General features: G+C 58.7%; 20 protein-coding genes. 12 read left to right on the top strand and 8 right to left on the bottom strand.

Going from position 1 to position 18,437, the window contains the following annotated elements; translation table 11 throughout:
* The first annotated feature begins 223 nt into the window (after positions 1 to 223).
* The 7 genes from Q1A75_RS07850 to Q1A75_RS07820 all read left to right on the top strand — a co-directional run bounded on the left by Q1A75_RS07850 (position 224) and on the right by Q1A75_RS07820 (position 5,585).
* On the top strand, positions 224 to 925 hold the full coding sequence (locus tag Q1A75_RS07850; protein ID WP_299551956.1) for a response regulator transcription factor: 702 nt from the start codon (positions 224 to 226) through the stop codon (positions 923 to 925).
* Positions 926 to 973: 48 nt separating this feature from the next.
* Positions 974 to 2,665: a sensor histidine kinase gene (locus Q1A75_RS07845; RefSeq protein ID WP_299551959.1), complete on the top strand. Its 1,692-nt coding sequence runs from the start codon at positions 974 to 976 to the stop codon at positions 2,663 to 2,665.
* An 18-nt stretch (positions 2,666 to 2,683) separates the two neighbouring features.
* Positions 2,684 to 3,097 carry a serine kinase gene (locus Q1A75_RS07840; protein ID WP_299639441.1) on the top strand — a complete coding sequence of 138 codons (414 nt, stop codon included), beginning with the start codon at positions 2,684 to 2,686 and terminating at the stop codon, positions 3,095 to 3,097.
* Between the two features lie 8 nt (positions 3,098 to 3,105).
* Positions 3,106 to 3,987: an RNase adapter RapZ gene (gene rapZ, locus Q1A75_RS07835; RefSeq protein WP_299551965.1), complete on the top strand. Its 882-nt coding sequence runs from the start codon at positions 3,106 to 3,108 to the stop codon at positions 3,985 to 3,987.
* Positions 3,984 to 4,379, top strand: a complete 396-nt coding sequence (locus Q1A75_RS07830) for a PTS fructose transporter subunit IIA (protein WP_299551968.1) — start codon at positions 3,984 to 3,986, stop codon at positions 4,377 to 4,379. The genes rapZ and Q1A75_RS07830 overlap by 4 nt, the downstream gene beginning before the upstream one ends.
* Positions 4,380 to 4,381: 2 nt before the next feature.
* Positions 4,382 to 4,651, top strand: coding sequence for an HPr family phosphocarrier protein (locus Q1A75_RS07825; protein WP_299551971.1), 270 nt, complete (start codon positions 4,382 to 4,384; stop codon positions 4,649 to 4,651).
* A gap of 70 nt (positions 4,652 to 4,721) precedes the next feature.
* On the top strand, positions 4,722 to 5,585 hold the full coding sequence (locus Q1A75_RS07820) for a lysophospholipid acyltransferase family protein (RefSeq protein WP_299551973.1): 864 nt from the start codon (positions 4,722 to 4,724) through the stop codon (positions 5,583 to 5,585).
* 49 nt (positions 5,586 to 5,634) lie between these two features.
* Here Q1A75_RS07820 and Q1A75_RS07815 read toward each other — a convergent pair whose 3' ends face one another.
* Entirely contained in the window at positions 5,635 to 6,510 is an 876-nt protein-coding gene (locus tag Q1A75_RS07815) for a 3-hydroxybutyryl-CoA dehydrogenase (RefSeq protein ID WP_299551976.1), read from the bottom strand.
* Positions 6,511 to 6,661: 151 nt separating this feature from the next.
* Between Q1A75_RS07815 and Q1A75_RS07810 the strand changes: the two genes are divergently transcribed.
* Positions 6,662 to 7,474 (top strand): DUF6473 family protein, encoded by an 813-nt coding sequence (locus tag Q1A75_RS07810; RefSeq protein WP_299551979.1) that lies wholly within the window; start codon positions 6,662 to 6,664, stop codon positions 7,472 to 7,474.
* 57 nt (positions 7,475 to 7,531) lie between these two features.
* On the opposite strand, the gene Q1A75_RS07805 is transcribed toward Q1A75_RS07810, so the two are convergent.
* Positions 7,532 to 8,458 (bottom strand): FAD-binding protein, encoded by a 927-nt coding sequence (locus Q1A75_RS07805; protein ID WP_299551982.1) that lies wholly within the window; start codon positions 8,456 to 8,458, stop codon positions 7,532 to 7,534.
* A complete protein-coding gene (locus tag Q1A75_RS07800) occupies positions 8,458 to 9,216 on the bottom strand; it encodes an electron transfer flavoprotein subunit beta/FixA family protein (RefSeq protein WP_299551985.1) in 759 nt (252 codons plus the stop codon). The genes Q1A75_RS07805 and Q1A75_RS07800 overlap by 1 nt, the downstream gene beginning before the upstream one ends.
* Before the next feature lie 186 nt (positions 9,217 to 9,402).
* Here Q1A75_RS07800 and Q1A75_RS07795 point away from each other — a divergent pair, with 186 nt between their 5' ends.
* Entirely contained in the window at positions 9,403 to 9,768 is a 366-nt protein-coding gene (locus Q1A75_RS07795; protein WP_299551988.1) for a VOC family protein, read from the top strand.
* A gap of 65 nt (positions 9,769 to 9,833) precedes the next feature.
* On the opposite strand, the gene Q1A75_RS07790 is transcribed toward Q1A75_RS07795, so the two are convergent.
* The 4 genes from Q1A75_RS07790 to Q1A75_RS07775 form a co-directional block, all read right to left on the bottom strand.
* A complete protein-coding gene (locus Q1A75_RS07790; RefSeq protein WP_299551991.1) occupies positions 9,834 to 10,409 on the bottom strand; it encodes a cob(I)yrinic acid a,c-diamide adenosyltransferase in 576 nt (191 codons plus the stop codon).
* 2 nt (positions 10,410 to 10,411) lie between these two features.
* Complete coding sequence (locus Q1A75_RS07785; RefSeq protein ID WP_299208286.1) at positions 10,412 to 10,618, bottom strand: twin transmembrane helix small protein; 207 nt, start codon at positions 10,616 to 10,618, stop codon at positions 10,412 to 10,414.
* A gap of 72 nt (positions 10,619 to 10,690) precedes the next feature.
* Positions 10,691 to 11,521, bottom strand: a complete 831-nt coding sequence (locus tag Q1A75_RS07780) for an SDR family oxidoreductase (RefSeq protein WP_299551994.1) — start codon at positions 11,519 to 11,521, stop codon at positions 10,691 to 10,693.
* A 55-nt stretch (positions 11,522 to 11,576) separates the two neighbouring features.
* On the bottom strand, positions 11,577 to 12,182 hold the full coding sequence (locus Q1A75_RS07775; protein WP_299551997.1) for an SH3 domain-containing protein: 606 nt from the start codon (positions 12,180 to 12,182) through the stop codon (positions 11,577 to 11,579).
* Between the two features lie 229 nt (positions 12,183 to 12,411).
* Here Q1A75_RS07775 and Q1A75_RS07770 point away from each other — a divergent pair, with 229 nt between their 5' ends.
* From Q1A75_RS07770 to Q1A75_RS07760, 3 genes are read left to right on the top strand one after another with little or no spacing between them, the layout of a single operon-like run.
* Positions 12,412 to 14,706, top strand: a complete 2,295-nt coding sequence (locus tag Q1A75_RS07770) for a DNA topoisomerase IV subunit A (RefSeq protein WP_299552000.1) — start codon at positions 12,412 to 12,414, stop codon at positions 14,704 to 14,706.
* On the top strand, positions 14,627 to 15,985 hold the full coding sequence (locus Q1A75_RS07765; RefSeq protein ID WP_299552003.1) for a DUF898 family protein: 1,359 nt from the start codon (positions 14,627 to 14,629) through the stop codon (positions 15,983 to 15,985). Before Q1A75_RS07770 ends, Q1A75_RS07765 begins: the two co-directional genes overlap by 80 nt.
* Complete coding sequence (locus Q1A75_RS07760; protein ID WP_299552006.1) at positions 15,982 to 17,064, top strand: M48 family metallopeptidase; 1,083 nt, start codon at positions 15,982 to 15,984, stop codon at positions 17,062 to 17,064. Before Q1A75_RS07765 ends, Q1A75_RS07760 begins: the two co-directional genes overlap by 4 nt.
* Here Q1A75_RS07760 and Q1A75_RS07755 read toward each other — a convergent pair.
* Positions 17,046 to 18,425 carry a cytochrome P450 gene (locus tag Q1A75_RS07755; protein WP_299552010.1) on the bottom strand — a complete coding sequence of 460 codons (1,380 nt, stop codon included), beginning with the start codon at positions 18,423 to 18,425 and terminating at the stop codon, positions 17,046 to 17,048. The two genes, Q1A75_RS07760 and Q1A75_RS07755, sit on opposite strands and share 19 nt — an antisense overlap.
* Positions 18,426 to 18,437 lie beyond the last annotated feature (12 nt).

Raw genomic sequence — 18,437 nt, 5'->3', positions numbered from 1 at the left:
CGGCTCAGGTTAGCGCCACCATCAGGGCCGGTTGCGCAAACAGTGACTCAACGACATGCACCCGACGCGGGAATGTGAGGCAATTTAGCCATTACTAACCACTTTCCGACCAGTCTGATGCCGAATTCACCCCCTGATTCGCACTTATGGATTGATTCGAAAGGCCAAAACCGAGACAATGTCCGAAAAAACAATGAGTACGAGCAGTATAAGGAAACAGGCAATGTCAAAGATTGCATTGGTGGATGACGACCGGAATATCCTGACGTCCGTCTCCATGACGCTCGAGGCTGAGGGGTTCGAGGTCGAAACATATAATGATGGTCAGGCGGCGCTTGATGCTTTTAACAAGCGCCTGCCGGACATGGCGGTTCTTGATATCAAGATGCCGCGCATGGACGGGATGGATCTACTGCAGCGGTTGCGCCAAAAAACAACCATGCCGGTGATCTTCCTGACGTCCAAGGATGATGAGATTGACGAGGTGCTGGGTCTGCGTATGGGGGCAGATGACTACGTCAAGAAACCGTTTTCGCAGCGTTTGTTGGTCGAACGAATTCGTGCACTTCTGCGCCGTCAGGATGCAGTTGCGGGCGATATCGTCGGCGATACAGAAGAAACCAAAGTCATGGAGCGCGGCGATCTTCGGATGGACCCGTTGCGTCATGCTGTAAGTTGGAGGGGCAAGGACGTGTCACTTACGGTGACAGAGTTCCTTTTGTTGCAAGCGCTTGCCCAACGCCCCGGATTTGTGAAGTCGCGCGACCAGCTTATGGACGTGGCCTATGACGATCAGGTCTATGTCGATGACCGCACGATCGACAGTCACATCAAACGCTTGCGCAAGAAAATGCGCAGCGCGGACAATGAGTTCTCGGCGATTGAGACGCTGTATGGCATCGGGTATCGTTACAACGAAGAATAAGAGGCGCGCCCAGAACAGGCGCAGGCCGAGAGGAAAAATGTGCGAGACATGAGCAACCCTCCGTCCCGGGACGGTGACGTCGTTCTCGGCGAAGACTGGGTCGCACCGGAAACCTCCGCTGCAACCGAGTTGCGAGACGGGCGTGCCCGCCGCGGTCTCATGTCTCTGCGCGCCTCACCTCTGGCCCGCAAGATCATCACGTTCAACCTGATTGCGCTCAATGTTCTTGTTGCAGGGATCCTGTATCTGAACTCAACGCGCGAAAGCTTGGCTGTGCAAAGGCTTTCCGGCTTGGTGGCGCAAGCCGAACTGGTGGCGGATGTGTTGGAAGCGCAATTGCCCGCAGACGCGCCAGTCAGTCTCGCCACGGGCGATGGTGCGAATGTTCCTGAAACACTTGCGCGCCTTGATCTGCGCGTTGGCCACCAAGTCTATGTGTTCGATGAGGCAGAGACACTGGTCGGCCAAAGCGAAGGCACACTTGCCCCCCTGTCAAATCAGACAACAGAAACAGAAAACGTTGCTGTCCTGACGGATGGTCTAAGCTGGCTTTGGGATCAGGTGTCGCGCCCGTTCTCCGGAGCCGACGCAACCGCACCTGTGCCGATCAAAGATCAGTTGCGTCCTTTGGTTGCGCGCAGCCTGACGGGTGACACGCAGATCAGTGAGAATCTGACAGTCGCGGGCGGCGCTGTGTTCAGCGTCGTCACACCAATCCAACACGCCGGTTCTGCCGTGGGCGTCATCGCGCTGACAAGCGCATCTGGCGAAATTGATGCTTTGGTCCGGGGGGAACGTGAGCGCGTTTTGCAGATGTTTGTTATTGCAACGCTCGTATCTATCGGCCTCAGCCTCGTATTGGCGTCGACCATTGCCAATCCGCTGGCCGACCTGGCTGCAGCCGCCGAACTGGGACGGGACAAGAATGCGCGCAAGGTGAATCCAGGGCGCATTCGCATTCCTGACCTGACCGCGCGGCCGGATGAAATTGGCCGTTTGTCAGGCGCATTGCGCGGTATGATCGCTGCGCTCTACAACCGGATTGATGGCAATGAACAGTTTGCCGCGGATGTCGCGCACGAGATCAAGAACCCGCTTGCGTCTCTTCGGTCAGCGGTGGGCACGTTGCGCATGATCAAACGCGATGATCAGCGCGAGAAGCTGCTGGATGTGATCGACCACGACGTCCGCCGCCTCGACCGTCTCGTGAGCGACATCTCGAACGCGTCGCGACTTGACAGTGAACTGGTCAAGGAAGAGGAAGAGGCGTTCAACCTCCTCCAGATGCTCGGAAATCTGAGCCAGTACCTTGGCGAAGACGCGCGCGGCAAGGGTATCGAATTCATTACAGATCTGCCGGCACATCCCATCGAAGTACAGGGGCTGGAAGCGCGGTTGGCACAGGTTTTCGTCAACCTGATCACGAACGCGATTTCCTTCTGCGAAGATGGCGACGCCATTCGCGTCTGGGCCCGCAAGCGCGAAAATCGCGTTCTCGTCGTGGTCGAGGATACCGGTCCGGGTATTCCGGATCAGGCGCTGACCAAGATTTTCAAACGCTTCTACTCGCAGCGCCCCGAAGAGCATTTTGGCAACAACTCGGGCCTTGGCCTTGCAATCTCGAAGCAGATTGTCGAAGCGCATGGCGGCGTCATCTGGGCAGAGAACATTCGCCCGACGGATGCCGACATCACTTCGGAACCGCTCGGAGCGCGTTTTGTTGTTGGTCTGCCGGTCTAGTCTCTGATGACAAAATCAATGCGCCTGCATGCAAACGCGGTGACCGCTCATGGGCGTGGTGTGCTGATCATCGGCGCATCCGGCAGTGGCAAGTCGGGTCTTGCGCTCCAGCTTATGGGATTGGGGGCGATGCTTGTATCGGATGATCAGACGAACCTCACACTGGTCAATGATGCGATCCAAATGACTGCACCGGACAGCATTGCCGGTCTTGTCGAGGCACGTGGTATCGGCATTCTGCGCGCCGATGTCACCGTCGCCTCGTTGCATCTTGTTATCGATATGGACCAAGTTGAAACCAACCGATTGCCGGACTTGCACACAAAGACCGTAATGGGGCAACCATTGCCATGCCTTCACAAAGTGAACAGCCCGGCTTGGCCCTCGGCAGTTATGCAATATTTGAAAGGCGGGCTTAGATATCCGGAATGACTGCTGCCATGACTGTTCCACGCCGCTTTGTACTTGTGACCGGTCCATCCGGCGCCGGACGATCCAGCGCCATCCGGGTGCTTGAGGACCTGGGATACGAGGCGATTGACAACATGCCGGTGCGCCTCATCCGGGCTTTGCTGAACGACCCGACGCCCGACAAACCTGTGGCGCTGGGAATTGATCCGCGCAACCGGGACTTTTCGAGCACGGCGATTACCGATGCGCTTGGACAGATTGCGGGCGTGCCAGGGTTGGTGCCTGAACTATTGTATCTGGATTGCCGGACAGACGTGTTGCTCAATCGGTTTTCCGAGACGCGCCGCCGACACCCTTTGGCAGAGGCCGATAGGGTTGAAGCGGGAATCCTTAGGGAAAAAGAACTTCTTGCACCGGTACGCGAACGCGCAGATGTCCTGTTGGACACATCTGACTTGAATGTGCACCAGCTGCGCGCTGAGGTGGAGCACTGGTTCTCGCCCGGTGAGCAAACCCAGCTGGCCGTGTCGGTTCAAAGTTTCAGCTATAAACGTGGTCTTCCACGGTCGGTCGACATGGTGTTCGACTGCCGTTTTCTAAAGAACCCGTATTGGGAACCGGCATTGCGCAGCAAGACGGGGCTTGATGCGGACGTCAAAACCCACATCTGGGCCGATCCGCGCGCGACCGAGTTTGAAGCGCGTTTGCGTGATCTCTTGTTGTGGCAATTGCCCAGTGTTCTTGAAGAGGGGAAATCTCATCTCTCGGTTGCATTCGGATGTACGGGCGGCCAACACCGATCCGTTGCGATTGCGGAAACCTTGGCGGCAGCCCTTGCAGAGGCAGGCTGGCAAGTGTCTGTTCGGCATCGGGAACTGGATCGCCGCAAACGCGAAGAGGCATCAGCTTGATCGGGATCGTGATTGTCGCACATGGCGGGCTCGCTGCTGAGTATTTGCGGGCGATTGAGCATGTCGTGGGTAAGCAGGCAGGGGTGCGTGCCATCGCGATTGAAGCCGACCACGACCGCAAGGCCAAGGAAAACGAAATCTGCGCTGCAGCAGACGAGGTTGATACCGGCGACGGCGTTGTCGTCGTGACCGATCTTTTCGGAGGATCGCCGTCAAACCTCAGCCTGCTTGCCTGCAAACCGCAAAATCGGCGCATCCTTTACGGCGCCAATTTGCCCATGCTGATCAAATTGGCAAAAAGCCGGAAAATGCACGTAACGGATGCCGTGCAGGCGGCTTTGAGTGCTGGTAAGAAGTACATCGATAGCCAAAATATAGGCGCAGATACTTGACGATGACTCAACGCAAACTGGAAATTGTGAACATAAAGGGACTGCACGCACGTGCATCTGCCAAACTGGTCGAAGTCGTCGAAGCCTTTGATGCGCGCGCCATGGTCACTCAGAATGGTATGTCTGCATCAGGCGACAGCATTATGGGTCTTTTGATGTTGGCAGCGCCAATGGGAAGTTTTATTGACGTTGAAACGTCCGGCCCGGATGCTGAGCCTTTGGCGGATGCCCTAAGCGCACTGATCGCGGACAAGTTCGGAGAAGAGGCCTGAGCCGATGAAGGTTTGAGAGGTCCACACGTCGAGAGAAGGTGACGCTCGTTTGGTCGATAGCACACATAACATGACGAAGGTCGCAAAGCCCGAGACGGAGAAAGTCTCCTTCAACACGTATGACCGTCGCAGCTTGTCCTATGCTTCGACTTTTGACGATCCGTGGAAGGCGACGTTCATCCGCGTGATGGAAGCCTTCACAGGCAAGCTGACGATCCTCCGTTTGATCCGGAAATTTGAACGGCAAGGTGCGCCATCGGGCCAAGCCTTTTGGCGGGCGTGTTTGGACGTGATGGGAATCGACCTTACGACCCCACAAAGACAGCTGGACCGTATCCCGAAAGAAGGCCCCGTTATCGTCGTCGCCAATCACCCGCACGGGATGGTGGACGGTATGATTTTTGCGGATCTCATCGGACGCGTGCGCCCGGATTATCGCATCCTGACGCGGTCCTTGCTCACGGTCATTGATGAGGTTGCAGGCAGCTATATGATACCGGTGCCTTTCCCGCACGATCCTGACGCGCAACGCAAAGGGGTTGAGATGCGCGCCAAGGCCATGGCCCATCTGAAAGAAGGCGGCGTGGTTGCATTGTTCCCATCCGGCGTCGTGGCCACATCCGAAACGTGGTGGGGGCCCGCGATCGAGGCCGAATGGAACGTCTTTACTGCACAGCTTATCCGCCGGTCCGGAGCCACCGTAGTACCAATGCGCTTCCCGGGTGCGAACAGTCGCGCATACCACATCGCTGACAAGGTGTCTCCGATGCTGCGGCAGGGCCTGCTGCTGCATGAAATCGTGCGATCCTGCAACAAACCGCAGGGCCCTGTTGTGGGACACCCGTTGGACCCTGATATCGTGACGGGCTTCAAGGATGATCCGCGTGGGTTCATGGCTTGGCTGCGCGAGCATACGATGGCCTTGAAAGGCTGACGTCGCCGGAAGGTATGAAATTCAGGTTCGGTTGCTGTGTGAGAAGACGCTACCGCGTTGGAACTGGTGTATCACCACGATAGTCATAGAAGCCGCGCTGCGTCTTGCGGCCCAGCCATCCGGCCTCAACGTATTTCGTCAGAAGTGGGCAGGGCCGGTACTTGGTGTCTGCCAGCCCGTCATGCAGTACGTTCATGATGGCGAGGCACGTATCCAATCCGATGAAATCTGCGAGTTCCAGTGGGCCCATCGGATGATTGGCTCCCAGTTTCATCGATGAGTCTATGGATTTGACCGATCCGACCCCTTCATACAGGGTATAAACCGCCTCGTTGATCATGGGCATCAGAATGCGGTTGACGATAAAGGCCGGGAAATCCTCTGCCGTGGCCGCTGTCTTGCCAAGCTTGTCCACCACGGCGGCACAGGCTTCGAATGTCTCGGCGTCCGTTGCGATTCCCCGGATCAGTTCGACGAGCTGCATCACGGGAACCGGGTTCATGAAGTGGAAACCCATGAACTTTTCAGGCCGGTCCGTGCGGCTGGCCAGCCGTGTGATGGAAATGGAAGAAGTGTTCGACGTCAGGATGGTATGCGGTTGCAGATGCGGCAGCAGGTCCTCGAAGATGGCCTGTTTGACCGTTTCGCGTTCGGTCGCCGCTTCGATCACCAGGTCGGTCTGACCCAGATCAGTCAGGGTTTGCGTCGTTTGAATGCGGGCAATCGCCGCTAACTTGTCATCAACACTGATCTTTTCGCGGCTGACCTGCCGTTCCAAGTTCCGGTCAATGGTTGCCATGGCTGCAGCCAATGCATCGCCCGAGATATCGTTGAGCATGACATCGTAACCCGCAAGCGACATCACGTGTGCGATGCCGTTTCCCATTTGCCCCGCACCAACAATTCCGACTGTCTTGATGACCATTTCCGACCTCATGCCACGCCATCGCACCATATGGTCACGGGGCTGCCGGGGGCAAGGGGACGCGATGCCTTAATGATGCCCATGCGCGTTAGGGGTTCTTCAATAAACTGCTGTCAGTGTTGTAGCGGGTAAATTAGTGAGAGTGGGTCTCATGAGTATTGAATCGTTGGGTCCTGGCGGGCTCGATTACTTGCCGTGTAGATACGGCAATTCCAAAGTGTTGTTTCGTGGGCCAAGGCGGTGTCTGGATGGTCCGTTCATTGCCTTTTTTGGTGGGTCGATCACATATGGAAAGTTCGTACCAACGCCGTTTCCGGATCTGATCGAACAGTCGGTCGGGATGGTATGTGTGAACTTCGGATCGCTCAACGGCGGCGTGGATGTTTTTGCGACAGATCCCTACCTCCGAAAGGTGTCTGGCATGGCGCAAACAACGGTGATCCAGATCACCAGCCCGCGCAACATGTCCAATCGGTTTTACCGGGTGCATCCTCGCCGCAATGACCGTTTTGTCGAGGCATCATCACTTTTGCGCGCAATCTATCGCGAGGTCGACTTTGCCGAGTTCAATTTTACCAACCACATGTTGAATCGGCTGTACCTTGTGTCACCCGATCGCTTCGAAGCGGTGGTGGAAGAGTTACAAACCGCGTGGATTGCGCGGATGCGGCTGGTGCTCAGCCAGATACCGGGTCGGACGGTGTTGTTGTGGGCTGGTCGTCAAACGCCTGAGGATTCGGCGAATGATCTTGATGCAGACCTTGCCCTGGTGTCGAGGCGGATGATCGAAAAGGTGTCCGAGTTGGCGACCGAGTATGTCGAGGTGGTTATTTCGGAAGAGGCCGTTCAAGCCGGAACAGAAGGCATGGTGTTCAATGAACTGGATGCGCCAGCGGCGCGTACCATGCCGGGGCCAGTGGCACATCTTGAAATCGCCCAAGCGCTTGTGCCGATCCTGACTTGAAACAAGAAAGCCCGCCGCGTGGGCGCGGCGGGCTTTTGATCTTTCAGAAAATGCTGCTTACAGCTTTTCGATCATCTCAGGTACGGCGTCGAACAGGTCGGCGACCAGTCCGAAATCTGCAACCTGGAAGATTGGCGCTTCTTCGTCCTTGTTGATGGCAACGATGACCTTGGAGTCTTTCATGCCAGCCAGGTGCTGGATCGCACCCGAGATGCCGACCGCGACATAAAGGTCCGGGGCAACAACCTTGCCCGTTTGACCGACCTGCCAGTCGTTCGGCGCGTAGCCCGAGTCGACCGCAGCGCGCGATGCACCAACGGCAGCGCCCAGCTTGTCGGCAAGTTTCTCGATCAGCGCAAAATCGTCTTCGGAGCCAACACCACGGCCACCGGACACAACAACGCCAGCCGATGTCAGTTCGGGGCGGTCGCTTGCGGCAACCTTGTCTTCGACCCAGCTGGATAGAGCCGGATCAGCCGCAGCGCCGATGTTCTCGACCGATGCTGAACCGCCTGTGCCCGCCGCGTCAAAGGTCGACGTGCGGAAGGTGATGACTTTCTTGCCGTCGGCCGCTTTCACGGTCTGGATCGCGTTACCGGCATAGATGGGGCGTTCGAACGTGCTTCCGTCGACAACGGCTGTTGCGTCCGAAATCACCATGGCGTCCAGCAGGGCTGCAACGCGGGGCATGATGTTCTTGGCGTCGGTTGTGGCGGGGGCGACGATGTGCTCGTAGTCGCCAGCCAGCGACACGATCAGGTCGGCCACGGGCTCGGCCAGACGCTTGCCGTACAGCGCATCCTCGGCGCATAGCACCTTGGCAACACCGTCGATGGTGGCTGCGGTGGCGGCTGCGTCGGCGCAGGTTGCACCGGTTGCAAGAACGGTGACGTCACCCAGCGCCTTGGCGGCGGTCACGGCCTTGGCCGTGGCGTCCATCGCCAGTTCGCCATCATTGATCTCTGCGAGAAGAAGAACAGCCATTACACAGCCCCCGCTTCTTTGAGTTTCGCCACAAGCTCTTCGACCGAGCTCACCTTAATGCCTGCAGCACGCGCTTCGGGCTCTGCCGTGCTCACGATCTCGAGCCGCGGTGCGGTGTCGACGCCGTAGTCAGCGGCTGTCTTTTCATCCAGCGGCTTCTTCTTGGCTTTCATGATGTTGGGCAGCGACGCATAGCGCGGCTCGTTCAGGCGCAGGTCGACCGAGATGACGGTCGGCATGCTCACTTCGATGGTCTGCAGACCACCATCGACTTCGCGTGTGACCTTGGCTTTGTCACCGGCAATCTCGACTTCTGATGCGAAGGTCGCCTGGCTCCAGCCCATCAGGGCCGACAGCATTTGGCCGGTGGCGTTCATGTCGTTGTCGATGGCCTGCTTGCCGCACAGGACCAGACCGGGTTGCTCTTCCTCGACCACTTTGGCGAGGATTTTGGCAACCGTCAGCGGCTCGATGTCCGTGTGGACGTCATCAGCTGCAATGACGAGGATTGCGCGATCCGCGCCCATCGCCAGCGCTGTACGCAGTGTTTCCTGAGCTTGCTTGACGCCGATGGAGACAGCAACGACTTCTTCAGCCTGGCCCGCTTCTTTCAGGCGGATGGCCTGTTCGACGGCAATCTCGTCAAACGGGTTCATCGACATTTTCACATTGGCGAGATCCACACCCGATCCGTCCGCTTTCACGCGTACCTTCACGTTGTAGTCGATCACGCGTTTGACGGGCACAAGCACCTTCATGAGCGTTCCTCTCCTTCAAATAACGACTCAGCTTCGATAGCCGAGATAGTTGGTCCCGAGTGGTTTACCCAAGACGCCGCCACGGAAACAGGACAAAATCGTCACGTCACGGCAAATGAACGCCGCGTTTTCAGTGCGATGCGGTGGAACGGAAACTTTGATACACTGTGGGAAAGGGGGATTGCCATGGAACGTGTTCAAGGCTTCGGCGGGTTTTTCTTCCGGTCCAAGGATCCGGCTGCACTGTCCGCATGGTATCGTGACAGGCTTGGGATCGATCTGGTGCCGACCGCTGCGGATCAAACACCGTGGATGGCCGACGGGGGTGCAACCGTTTTTGCCCCCTTTGCCGCCGATACCGACTATTTTGCCGCTGATAAGAGCTTTATGCTGAACTTCCGCGTCAGTAACCTCGATGCGATGGTGGCACAGCTTGAGGATGCCGGTGTCTCAGTGAAGATGGTTGGGGACATGCCCGGGATCGGGCGCTTCGCGCATCTTTCCGATCCCGAGGGGACACCGATCGAGTTGTGGGAACCCGAGCCGGGCTGAGTGCGAGTGGACAACCGGGGGCTCCACCCTTCCGATAGCCAAACCTTCCACCTGAGGTTTGGCCGCTAGTCGCGGTTCGCCCCCGGAACCCAAAGCACGTCATCCTTACCGCCATCGTTGGCAATGCGCGCCGCGACAAAGAACCAGTCGCTGAGACGGTTCAGGTATTTGACAGCCGCAGGGTTCACCGCCTCCATGGTTGCCAGTTCTACCGCCAAGCGCTCGGCACGCCGCGCCACGGTTCGGCAGACGTGCAGATGCGCGGACAAGGTTGAACCGCCGGGCAGAATGAAGCTGCGCAAGGGTTCAAGATTGCCGTTCATGGCATCAATCTCTGCTTCCAGTCGCGTCACCTGAGCATCGGTCATGCGCAGCGGTGGGTATTCGGAGTCGGCATCCTTTTCCATATCCCGCCGACACAGGTCTGCGCCCAGATCAAAAAGATCGTTCTGGATGCGGCTCAGGGCAGTATCGGCGTCGCCGGTCGCTGCCAACCGGGCCACACCCAGAAACGCATTCAACTCGTCGGCTGTGCCATAGGCGGTGACACGCATCGCGTGTTTGGCCACTCGCGCACCATTGCCAAGGGCCGTTTCGCCCGCATCACCCGTCTTTGTGTAAATCTTGTTCAGAACAACCATGTTCAGTTCCCCGTTCCACGCAATGCGACATAGACAAGTATTAAAAGGACAGCCACGAACTGCGCACCGATCCGGTAGCGCATCAGGCGGTTCGAGTTGTTCTTGGCCCAGCCAGACCCCTTAGCGAAACCACCAAGGCCCAGCATCAGCACCACAACGACCGCCAGACAAGCCAGAACGATCAAGATGAATAACGGGTCAAAGCCCATGTTCTTTTGTCCCTTTTCCTAACGCTTGAACCATGTAGGCTACACACGCGCAAAAGCGAACGCGTCGTTCGGTCACCCGCGGGATAAAATCCGATCCAGACCGCGTGTTGTTAGTATCCTTCGGAACGCCGCCATGAGGAATGTAGGTGTCGTGACCATGTAAACAGGACGTGGTTTGCGGGCCTCCAAGGCATGCTTCAGTTTCTTGGCCACCGCCTCTGCTGGCAGTTCAAAGGTGTCGGGGCCGTTGTCCTGATACAGCCTCTTGCGCAGCTTTGTGCGGTAATGCTCAACACGCGCAGAGTTTTCCCAATCGATCCACTTTTCGAAATGCGGGATCGAGTTGGCGCGGATCTTGCTGGTGATCGGTCCGGGTTCGATCAGGATTACGTCGATCGGGGTGTCGCGCATCTCGATCCGGAGTGTATGGGTTAGCCCCTCAAGGGCGAACTTGGTCGAATTGTAGGCACCGCGCCAGGGCATGGTCACAAATCCCAGCACGGACGAACACTGCACGATCCGTCCGTGTCCCTGCTTACGCATCGCGGGGATGACTTGGCGCGTCAAGTCATGCCAGCCAAAAAAGTTGGCTTCAAAGATGGCGCGCAGTGCATCCGTCGGCAAATCTTCGACCGCGCCCGGTGTGCCGAACGCACCATTGTTGAACAGCGCATCAAGCGTGCCACCGGTGGCCTCGAATACCTCTTTCAGACCATTCGTGATGGTGGTCGTGTCGGCATAGTCGATCAGCGGGCTTTCGAAGCCTTCGCCTTGCAGTCGTGCGCAGTCTTCGAGCTTGCGGCAAGAGGCAAAAACGCGCCAGCCCGTATCACGCAAACCATGTGCGGATGCGTATCCGATACCGGACGAACAGCCGGTAATTAGAATTGATTTTTGCGCCATGCTTTGCCCCGCTCTGCCTCCGGCGGGACAATAGTGTGTTCAACGCCTTGCGCAATCAGCCTTCGCCCAGCAGGTAGTCTGCCATCCAACCAATCTGAGTGCCATTGAGAGGGCGGAGTTTGACCCAGCCATTTCCGGGGTCCTCCAGGACTTCAACCTTGTCACCGCGCGCCAAGCGATTGACGACCGAATAATCCGTGCCAGGGCCACCGCGCACGTTCACGCTGCGGGCAGACACGGCGCGCACGTCAAAAGGTGTTTCATCGGTTGTGTCAGGTGCATTGAAATCGACAGGTGTAATGATGGCATTGTCAACAATAAGGCTGGGAAGAATGATCGTTGGCTCTTCCTCGTTCAAGGCGATGTCCGTTTCACTTTCCGGCTCAACGGCGCGGAGTCGTGCTGCGGTTGTCCGAACAGTCCGCTGCGGACGCAGGACATCACTCACGCTGTTGAGATTCAATGAAACGCGGGTCACATTTTCCGGCAGCGTCTCAGCGGCGGGGGCTGCTGCGACATCCACCAGTGGTTCCTCTTCGACGGGTGCGGGTAGCTCGATACGCGACAAACGTGTCTGTTCCGGATCAAAGTCCGCGCCTCCGCTCATCTCGTAAAAGGCGAAAGCTAGAAAACCAAATGCAATGATAATGAACCGCATCATACTATGCGTCTCCCCCAACGTACTTTGTGTGCCACTCCAGCAGCTTGATGACACATGACAAACATTAACAAATGGAGTGATTCCCAGCACGGGTAAAAGCGGGCCAGTCTTCCCCGTACTGTCGCGCTGTGGTGTCGCGGCAACGCAGCACGGGCATCAAGCTTTCCCGAACGGAAGATCGCGCACCTGACCGCTTGTTCCCGGCAAGGTGGGCGGCTACACATCATCTATGTCAGATCAGACCGATAACCCCAATATGAACCTGTCCGAACCGCTGCGCCGTGCGCTGGGCGAAAGGTATCTGACCTATGCCCTGTCCACTATCATGCACCGTGCGCTTCCCGATGCGCGGGATGGTCTGAAACCGGTGCACCGCAGGATTCTGTTCGCTATGCGGGAATTGCGGCTGTCGTCCTCGGGTGGATTCCGCAAGTCGGCCAAGATCTCGGGCGACGTGATGGGCAACTATCACCCCCACGGGGACGCCGCGATCTACGATGCGATGGCCCGCCTCGCGCAGGATTTCAACGTGCGCTACCCGCTGGTCGATGGGCAGGGGAACTTCGGCAACATCGACGGCGATAACCCTGCTGCTTCGCGCTACACCGAGGCGCGGATGACCGCCGTAGCCGAAGCGCTGCTTGAGGGGCTCAACGAGAACGCAGTCGATTTCCGCGAAAACTACGACGGCACCCTGACCGAACCTGTCGTGCTGCCTGCCCAGTTTCCGAACCTGCTGGCCAATGGCTCCTCCGGGATTGCCGTGGGCATGGCCACAAATATCCCGCCCCATAACATTGCCGAGCTGTGCGACGCCTGCCTGCACCTGATCAAGACACCGGACGCTCGCGACGATACGCTTCTTAATTACGTGCCCGGCCCCGACTTCCCGACAGGCGGTATCATTGTCGAACCGCCCGAGGCGATCGCGCAAGCCTACCGCACGGGCAAGGGTGGGTTCCGCCTGCGCTGCCGTTACGAGGTCGAGGATCTGGGTCGTGGTCAGTGGCAGATCGTCGTCACCGAAATTCCCTACCAGGTCCAGAAATCCAAACTGATCGAGAAACTGGCCGAGGTCATCCAGACCAAGAAAGTTCCGATCCTCGCCGATGTGCGGGACGAATCCGCCGACGACATCCGCCTGATCCTCGAACCCCGGTCCAAGAATGTGGACCCGGACGTACTGATGGGGATGCTTTACCGCAATTCCGATCTCGAAGTGCGGTTCTCGCTCAACATGAACGTGCTGATCGAAGGGGTCACGCCCAAGGTTTGCTCAATGAAGGAAGTGCTGCGCGCCTTCCTTGATTTCCGGCGCGAGGTGCTGATCCGCCGCAGCCAGCACCGTATGGAAAAGATCGACCACCGGCTCGAGGTGCTCGAGGGTCTGATCGTTGCCTTCCTCAACCTTGATCGTGTGATAGACATCATCCGCTATGATGACGATCCCAAGGCCGCGCTGATGCGCGAGGACTGGGGCAAGGATCATCCCCGCGCGATGACCGAGGCCGACTATGTCTCGCCACCCGCGGGCGATGGTGAACTGAGCGAAGTTCAGGTCGAAGCGATCCTGAACATGCGCCTGCGGTCTCTGCGCCGTCTCGAAGAGATGGAACTGTTGCGCGAGCAATCCGAACTGATGGAAGAGCGTGCCGGGCTCGAAGACCTGCTCGAAAGCGAAGATCTGCAATGGCAGGCCATCTCTGACCAGATGCGCGAGACCAGGAAGAAATTCGGCAAGGACTATGAGGGTGGCGCGCGCCGCACCACGTTCGCAGAAGCAGGTCAGATCGAGGATGTGCCGCTTGAGGCGATGATCGACCGCGAACCGATCACTGTCGTGTGCAGTCAAATGGGCTGGATCCGCGCCATGACGGGCCATATCGATCTGAGCCGCGAGCTGAAATTCAAGGACGGTGATGGTCCGCGCTTTATCTTCCACGCGGAAACCACGGATCGTCTGGTGGTGGTCGGGTCAAATGGGCGGTTCTACACACTGTCCGCATCGAACCTGCCGGGCGGGCGTGGCATGGGCGAGCCGTTGCGCCTGATGGTCGATCTGCCGAACGAAGTGCAGATTCATTCGCTGCTGACCCATAAACCGGGCCGTAATCTTTTGGTCGCATCCTCGGCGGGGGACGGTTTTATCGTGCCCGAGGACGAAGTGATCGCGCAGACCCGGACGGGCAAACAGGTGCTGAATGTGCGCGGCGATGTCACTTTGGCAGTGTGCAAGCCCGCCGAAGGCGACTGCGTTGCCGTTGTCGGTGAGAACCGCAAGGTTCTGGTCTTTGGCCTTGAAGAGCTGCCAGAGATGGCGCGTGGCAAAGGCGTGCGCCTGCAAAAGTACAAGGACGGGGGCCTGAGCGATGCAACCACCTTCACCCTGGCAGACGGGCTCAGCTGGCTCGACCCCGCAGGACGAACAAGAACAGAAACCGACCTTGCCGAGTGGCGCGGAAAACGCGCAGGGGCAGGGCGGATGGCCCCCCGCGGCTTCCCAAGAGACAACAAGTTCACCTGACGGCGCGCTCACGGTCGGCTTTGTCGGTCGTCGTGGTGCGGTCTTTTGGCTGGCTTTGACGACCGGGTTCTGGTCGATCCTGACGCTGGGCTTCTATCGCTTCTGGATGAAGACCCGACTGCGCCGCTATTTCTGGGGTTCGATCCGGCCGGGTGGGCACCCGATGGAATATGTGGGCGACCCTTGGGAAAAGCTGCTGGGCTTCTTCATCGCCGTTGTGATCCTGACGTTCTACATCGGCGTGGTGAACTTGCTGTTGATGTTCGCCAGCTTCACCCTGTTTGACGGCAACGTGGCGGGGTATTTCCTCAGTTTCCTGGGTGTGATCCCGCTGTGGTTCTATGCCCGATATCGTGCCCGCCGGTATGTTCTGGGACGCACGCGCTGGCGCGGTGTACGCTTCGGGCTGGAACCCGGCGCATGGGGCTACGCCTGGCGCGCGTGCTTACACTGGTTGGTGACGATCTGTAGCCTTGGCATTCTCTGGCCGCGCATGACGTTCTATCTTGAAAAATACCGCACCGACCGCACGTTTTTCGGCTCATCCAGGCTGACACAGGGCGGTACATGGACAATGCTCTACCGCGCCGCCGTGCCGCTGATCGTTGCCCTGGTGCTTTGCGGCCTATGGACGCTCTGGGTCATCGTGCTGCAACCGCTCGGGCCCGCGCTCGATCTCTTTGCCCGCGGTGTCGTGGCTGGCGCCACCGGCATTGAACTCGACACATCAGGGGTCGAGGGCCGCCAAACAATGGCGCTTTGGCGGATGTGGCTCCTTATCCCGCTGATGCTCTCTGTGTACTACGGTGTGGTGCACTACATCTTCGGCGCGCGCCGTGCGATGGCGAACCACAAGACCGCGCCGGGCGTCACCTTTGCCTCGCAGCTAAGAACGGGGCGTGTTGCCTGGATCTACGCGGGTGGTACCGTGCTTGCCTATCTGGTGCTGACCCTTGGGATCGTGCTGATTGGTCTTGTCCTCTTGCCTGTCTTTGGCTTTGATCTCCTGACCGACATGGTCGGCGCGGATCGGGACCTGACATTCGATGTACCCCGCTGGTTTTCCATCGCTGCGTCGGTCATTCTGTATTTCGCCGTCTTCCTGCTCTGGTCTGTTGTCTACAACACCTTCGTGACGTTCCCGCTGATGCGGCACATGGCAACAACCACCGTGTTGCAAGAACACGCAGGCCTGCAGCGCGTCAGCCAGGCCGCGCGTGATGAGTTTGCCGAGGCAGAAGGGTTCGCCGAGGCGCTTGATCTGGGGGCAGCGATATGACCCACGCGTCTTACTTCGATGGCGAAACGCCAACCCCGGTTCCGGTCTATGTCACGCCAAGCGATGACGGTGCGCACATCATTCTCACGCGTCAGAATGCGGATGACGTGATATGGCGGGCGTCTGACATTCGAACGGTCTCGGATCTGCCCAGCGGAATTGATGCGGTTTTGCGGCTGACGGGCGATCCGATTGCACGGCTGTACGTTCCCAATGCAGAAGCGTTGCCAAGGCTGCCACAGCTCACCCGGCGCGCACCGCCCAAGGGGCGTGGACGCCTCGCCTTGTGGGCGGCCGGTGCTGTCGCGGCGGTTGCGTTACAGATCGGAATCCTGATCCCGCTGATGGCCGACCAGCTTGCTAATTTCATCCCACCCCGCGCCGAACGCGCGCTGGGCGAGGCAACATTTGAACAGATCCGTGGTGCGCTGGGCAGTGACACTCTGGGCCCGCTGCGGGTCTGCGAAAATCCGGAGGGACGGGCGGCACTGAATGAAATGGCCGCGACCTTTGCCCCGTCGATGCCAGACAACGCCGAAGTATCCGTGTTCGTTCTGAACCATCCCATGATCAACGCCTTTGCCTTGCCGGGTGGATATGTCGTGTTCTTCCGTGGCCTGATCGACGCCGCCGAAAAGCCCGAGGAAGTGGCAGCCGTCTTCGCGCATGAACTTGGCCATGTCGCCAGCCGCGATCCAACGCGCCACGCCCTCCGGTCCGCAGGCAGCATCGGCGTTCTGGGTCTGCTCTTTGGTGATTTTGCCGGCGGCGCTGTCGTCCTGTTCCTGACGGAACGTCTGATAGATGCGAACTACACCCAAGCCGCCGAAGAGGCTGCGGACACCTTCGCGCACAAGGTGCTTGAGCAGGCCGGGGTATCTCCCGCCGCTCTCGGTGACATGTTTGAACGGTTGCGCAAGAAACATGGGGACAATGACGGTGTCATCTCACACTTCCTGTCCCATCCGACACTGTCCGATCGGATTGGAAAGGCGCGGGCGGCAGCCCCCGACAATGGCGATTGGTCCCCGGTACTCACCGAACAGCAGTGGGTTGACCTTCAGGCCATCTGTGGCTGAACAGGTTCCGCCATCAGCCACACACCGCCCTCGGGGCGCAGCGTCAGGATCATCACCGGTTCCGGTTCTTTCCCCGGAACGGGCGAGAACTTGAACCGGCTGAGCATCGTGGCAAGGATGATGACGGCCTCTTGCAAGGCGAAAGAGGCGCCAATGCAGATCCGTGGGCCGTCGCCAAAAGGCAGATATGCATAGCGATCCACCGATTTGCGGTCGGCAAAACGGTCGGGGCGGAACGTATCCGGATCATCCCACAAAAGCTTGGATCGGTGGACGGCATAGATCGGGATGATGCAGGTGTCGCCCTTCCTGATCTCGCGTCCGCACAGCACGTCATCTGCCATGGCCGTGCGCGACACCATCCCGGCGGGCGGGTAAAGACGCAGCGCCTCGTCAATGATCTGACGAATGAAAGGCAGATTCCGAATATCGTCCCCGCAGGCCGGACGGCCTTGCAGGACCGAGTGCGCTTCGGCCCGTGCGCGATCCTGCACGGCCGGGTCGAATGCAACGAGGTACATGGACCACGCCAATGTCAGCGCCGTGGTTTCATGCCCTGCCACGATGAAGGTCAGCAGGTTGTCCCGCAATTCTGCCGTGGTCATCTTGCGCCCGGTCTCCGGGTCTTCGCCCGCCATCAACAGATCCAGCAGATCCGGCACGCCGTCATGGGGCCGTGCGGCGCGGGCTTCGATGGCCCGGTCAGCAATTGCCTTGGTGTCGCGCATGGCCGCGCCCTGCACGATGCGCCCGGGGCGGGGCACCCAATCCGGTGCGCCCATGATATCAAAAAGAGAGATTTTTCCAGCATTTGAGATATAGTCATCGATCGCGCGGTGGATAGACGACCGGTCAAATGTCCCATCGCCGGAAAAGGTGACATCGGCAATGATGTCAAAGGTCGTGCTCACCATCTCGTCCAGCAGGTTTACGGCTCTTGGTCCTGCTGCCGAAATGCGGTTTGCGCAGCGTTCCGCGGCGGCGGTCATGATCGGGGCCAGGTTCATCATGTTGCGGTGGGTGAACACCGGGGCAGCCGTGCGGCGCTGCCAACGCCAGTTCGCCCCTTCTGCAATGAACAGGGACTCGCCAATGGCAGGCTGCAACAGGTTCTTTGTGACGATGGATTTGGGGTAGGTGTCCAGACGGTCCAGCAGCATCTGCCGAATGCCACCCGGATCCATGATCATGTGCCACCGCTTGCCCGTTTTGCCCGACACGATGGGCAGTGTCGTGGCAACCTCGGGGATAATGGCCAGCACGTTCTTGCGCGCCATCTGCAGGCTTTTCCAGATGCCGGTTTCTTCTCGCACCAGCGGAACGCGCACTGGCAGCGCCTCGGACAGGGCCGTGTTAGACATGTCATCCTCCGT

The organism is uncultured Tateyamaria sp. (assembly GCF_947504105.1).
Taxonomy (GTDB): Bacteria; Pseudomonadota; Alphaproteobacteria; order Rhodobacterales; family Rhodobacteraceae; genus Tateyamaria.
The sequence above is the reverse complement of the archived record's forward strand: the minus strand, read 5'-3'. Positions and strand labels throughout refer to the sequence as shown.

Excerpts from the sequence above, each read along its gene's own strand:
- Q1A75_RS07850 (WP_299551956.1), top strand. The coding sequence starts at position 224 with ATGTCAAAGATTGCATTGGTGGATGACGACCGGAATATCCTGACGTCC.
- Q1A75_RS07775 (WP_299551997.1), bottom strand. The coding sequence starts at position 12,182 with ATGATGCGGTTCATTATCATTGCATTTGGTTTTCTAGCTTTCGCCTTT.
- Q1A75_RS07770 (WP_299552000.1), top strand. The coding sequence starts at position 12,412 with ATGTCAGATCAGACCGATAACCCCAATATGAACCTGTCCGAACCGCTG.
- Q1A75_RS07805 (WP_299551982.1), bottom strand. The coding sequence starts at position 8,458 with ATGGCTGTTCTTCTTCTCGCAGAGATCAATGATGGCGAACTGGCGATG.
- Q1A75_RS07790 (WP_299551991.1), bottom strand. The coding sequence starts at position 10,409 with ATGGTTGTTCTGAACAAGATTTACACAAAGACGGGTGATGCGGGCGAA.
- Q1A75_RS07825 (WP_299551971.1), top strand. The coding sequence starts at position 4,382 with ATGACTCAACGCAAACTGGAAATTGTGAACATAAAGGGACTGCACGCA.
- Q1A75_RS07840 (WP_299639441.1), top strand. The coding sequence starts at position 2,684 with ATGCGCCTGCATGCAAACGCGGTGACCGCTCATGGGCGTGGTGTGCTG.
- Q1A75_RS07780 (WP_299551994.1), bottom strand. The coding sequence starts at position 11,521 with ATGGCGCAAAAATCAATTCTAATTACCGGCTGTTCGTCCGGTATCGGA.
- Q1A75_RS07845 (WP_299551959.1), top strand. The coding sequence starts at position 974 with ATGAGCAACCCTCCGTCCCGGGACGGTGACGTCGTTCTCGGCGAAGAC.
- Q1A75_RS07815 (WP_299551976.1), bottom strand. The coding sequence starts at position 6,510 with ATGGTCATCAAGACAGTCGGAATTGTTGGTGCGGGGCAAATGGGAAAC.
- Q1A75_RS07820 (WP_299551973.1), top strand. The coding sequence starts at position 4,722 with ATGACGAAGGTCGCAAAGCCCGAGACGGAGAAAGTCTCCTTCAACACG.
- Q1A75_RS07800 (WP_299551985.1), bottom strand. The coding sequence starts at position 9,216 with ATGAAGGTGCTTGTGCCCGTCAAACGCGTGATCGACTACAACGTGAAG.
- Q1A75_RS07795 (WP_299551988.1), top strand. The coding sequence starts at position 9,403 with ATGGAACGTGTTCAAGGCTTCGGCGGGTTTTTCTTCCGGTCCAAGGAT.
- Q1A75_RS07810 (WP_299551979.1), top strand. The coding sequence starts at position 6,662 with ATGAGTATTGAATCGTTGGGTCCTGGCGGGCTCGATTACTTGCCGTGT.
- Q1A75_RS07785 (WP_299208286.1), bottom strand. The coding sequence starts at position 10,618 with ATGGGCTTTGACCCGTTATTCATCTTGATCGTTCTGGCTTGTCTGGCG.
- Q1A75_RS07760 (WP_299552006.1), top strand. The coding sequence starts at position 15,982 with ATGACCCACGCGTCTTACTTCGATGGCGAAACGCCAACCCCGGTTCCG.
- rapZ (WP_299551965.1), top strand. The coding sequence starts at position 3,106 with ATGACTGTTCCACGCCGCTTTGTACTTGTGACCGGTCCATCCGGCGCC.
- Q1A75_RS07755 (WP_299552010.1), bottom strand. The coding sequence starts at position 18,425 with ATGTCTAACACGGCCCTGTCCGAGGCGCTGCCAGTGCGCGTTCCGCTG.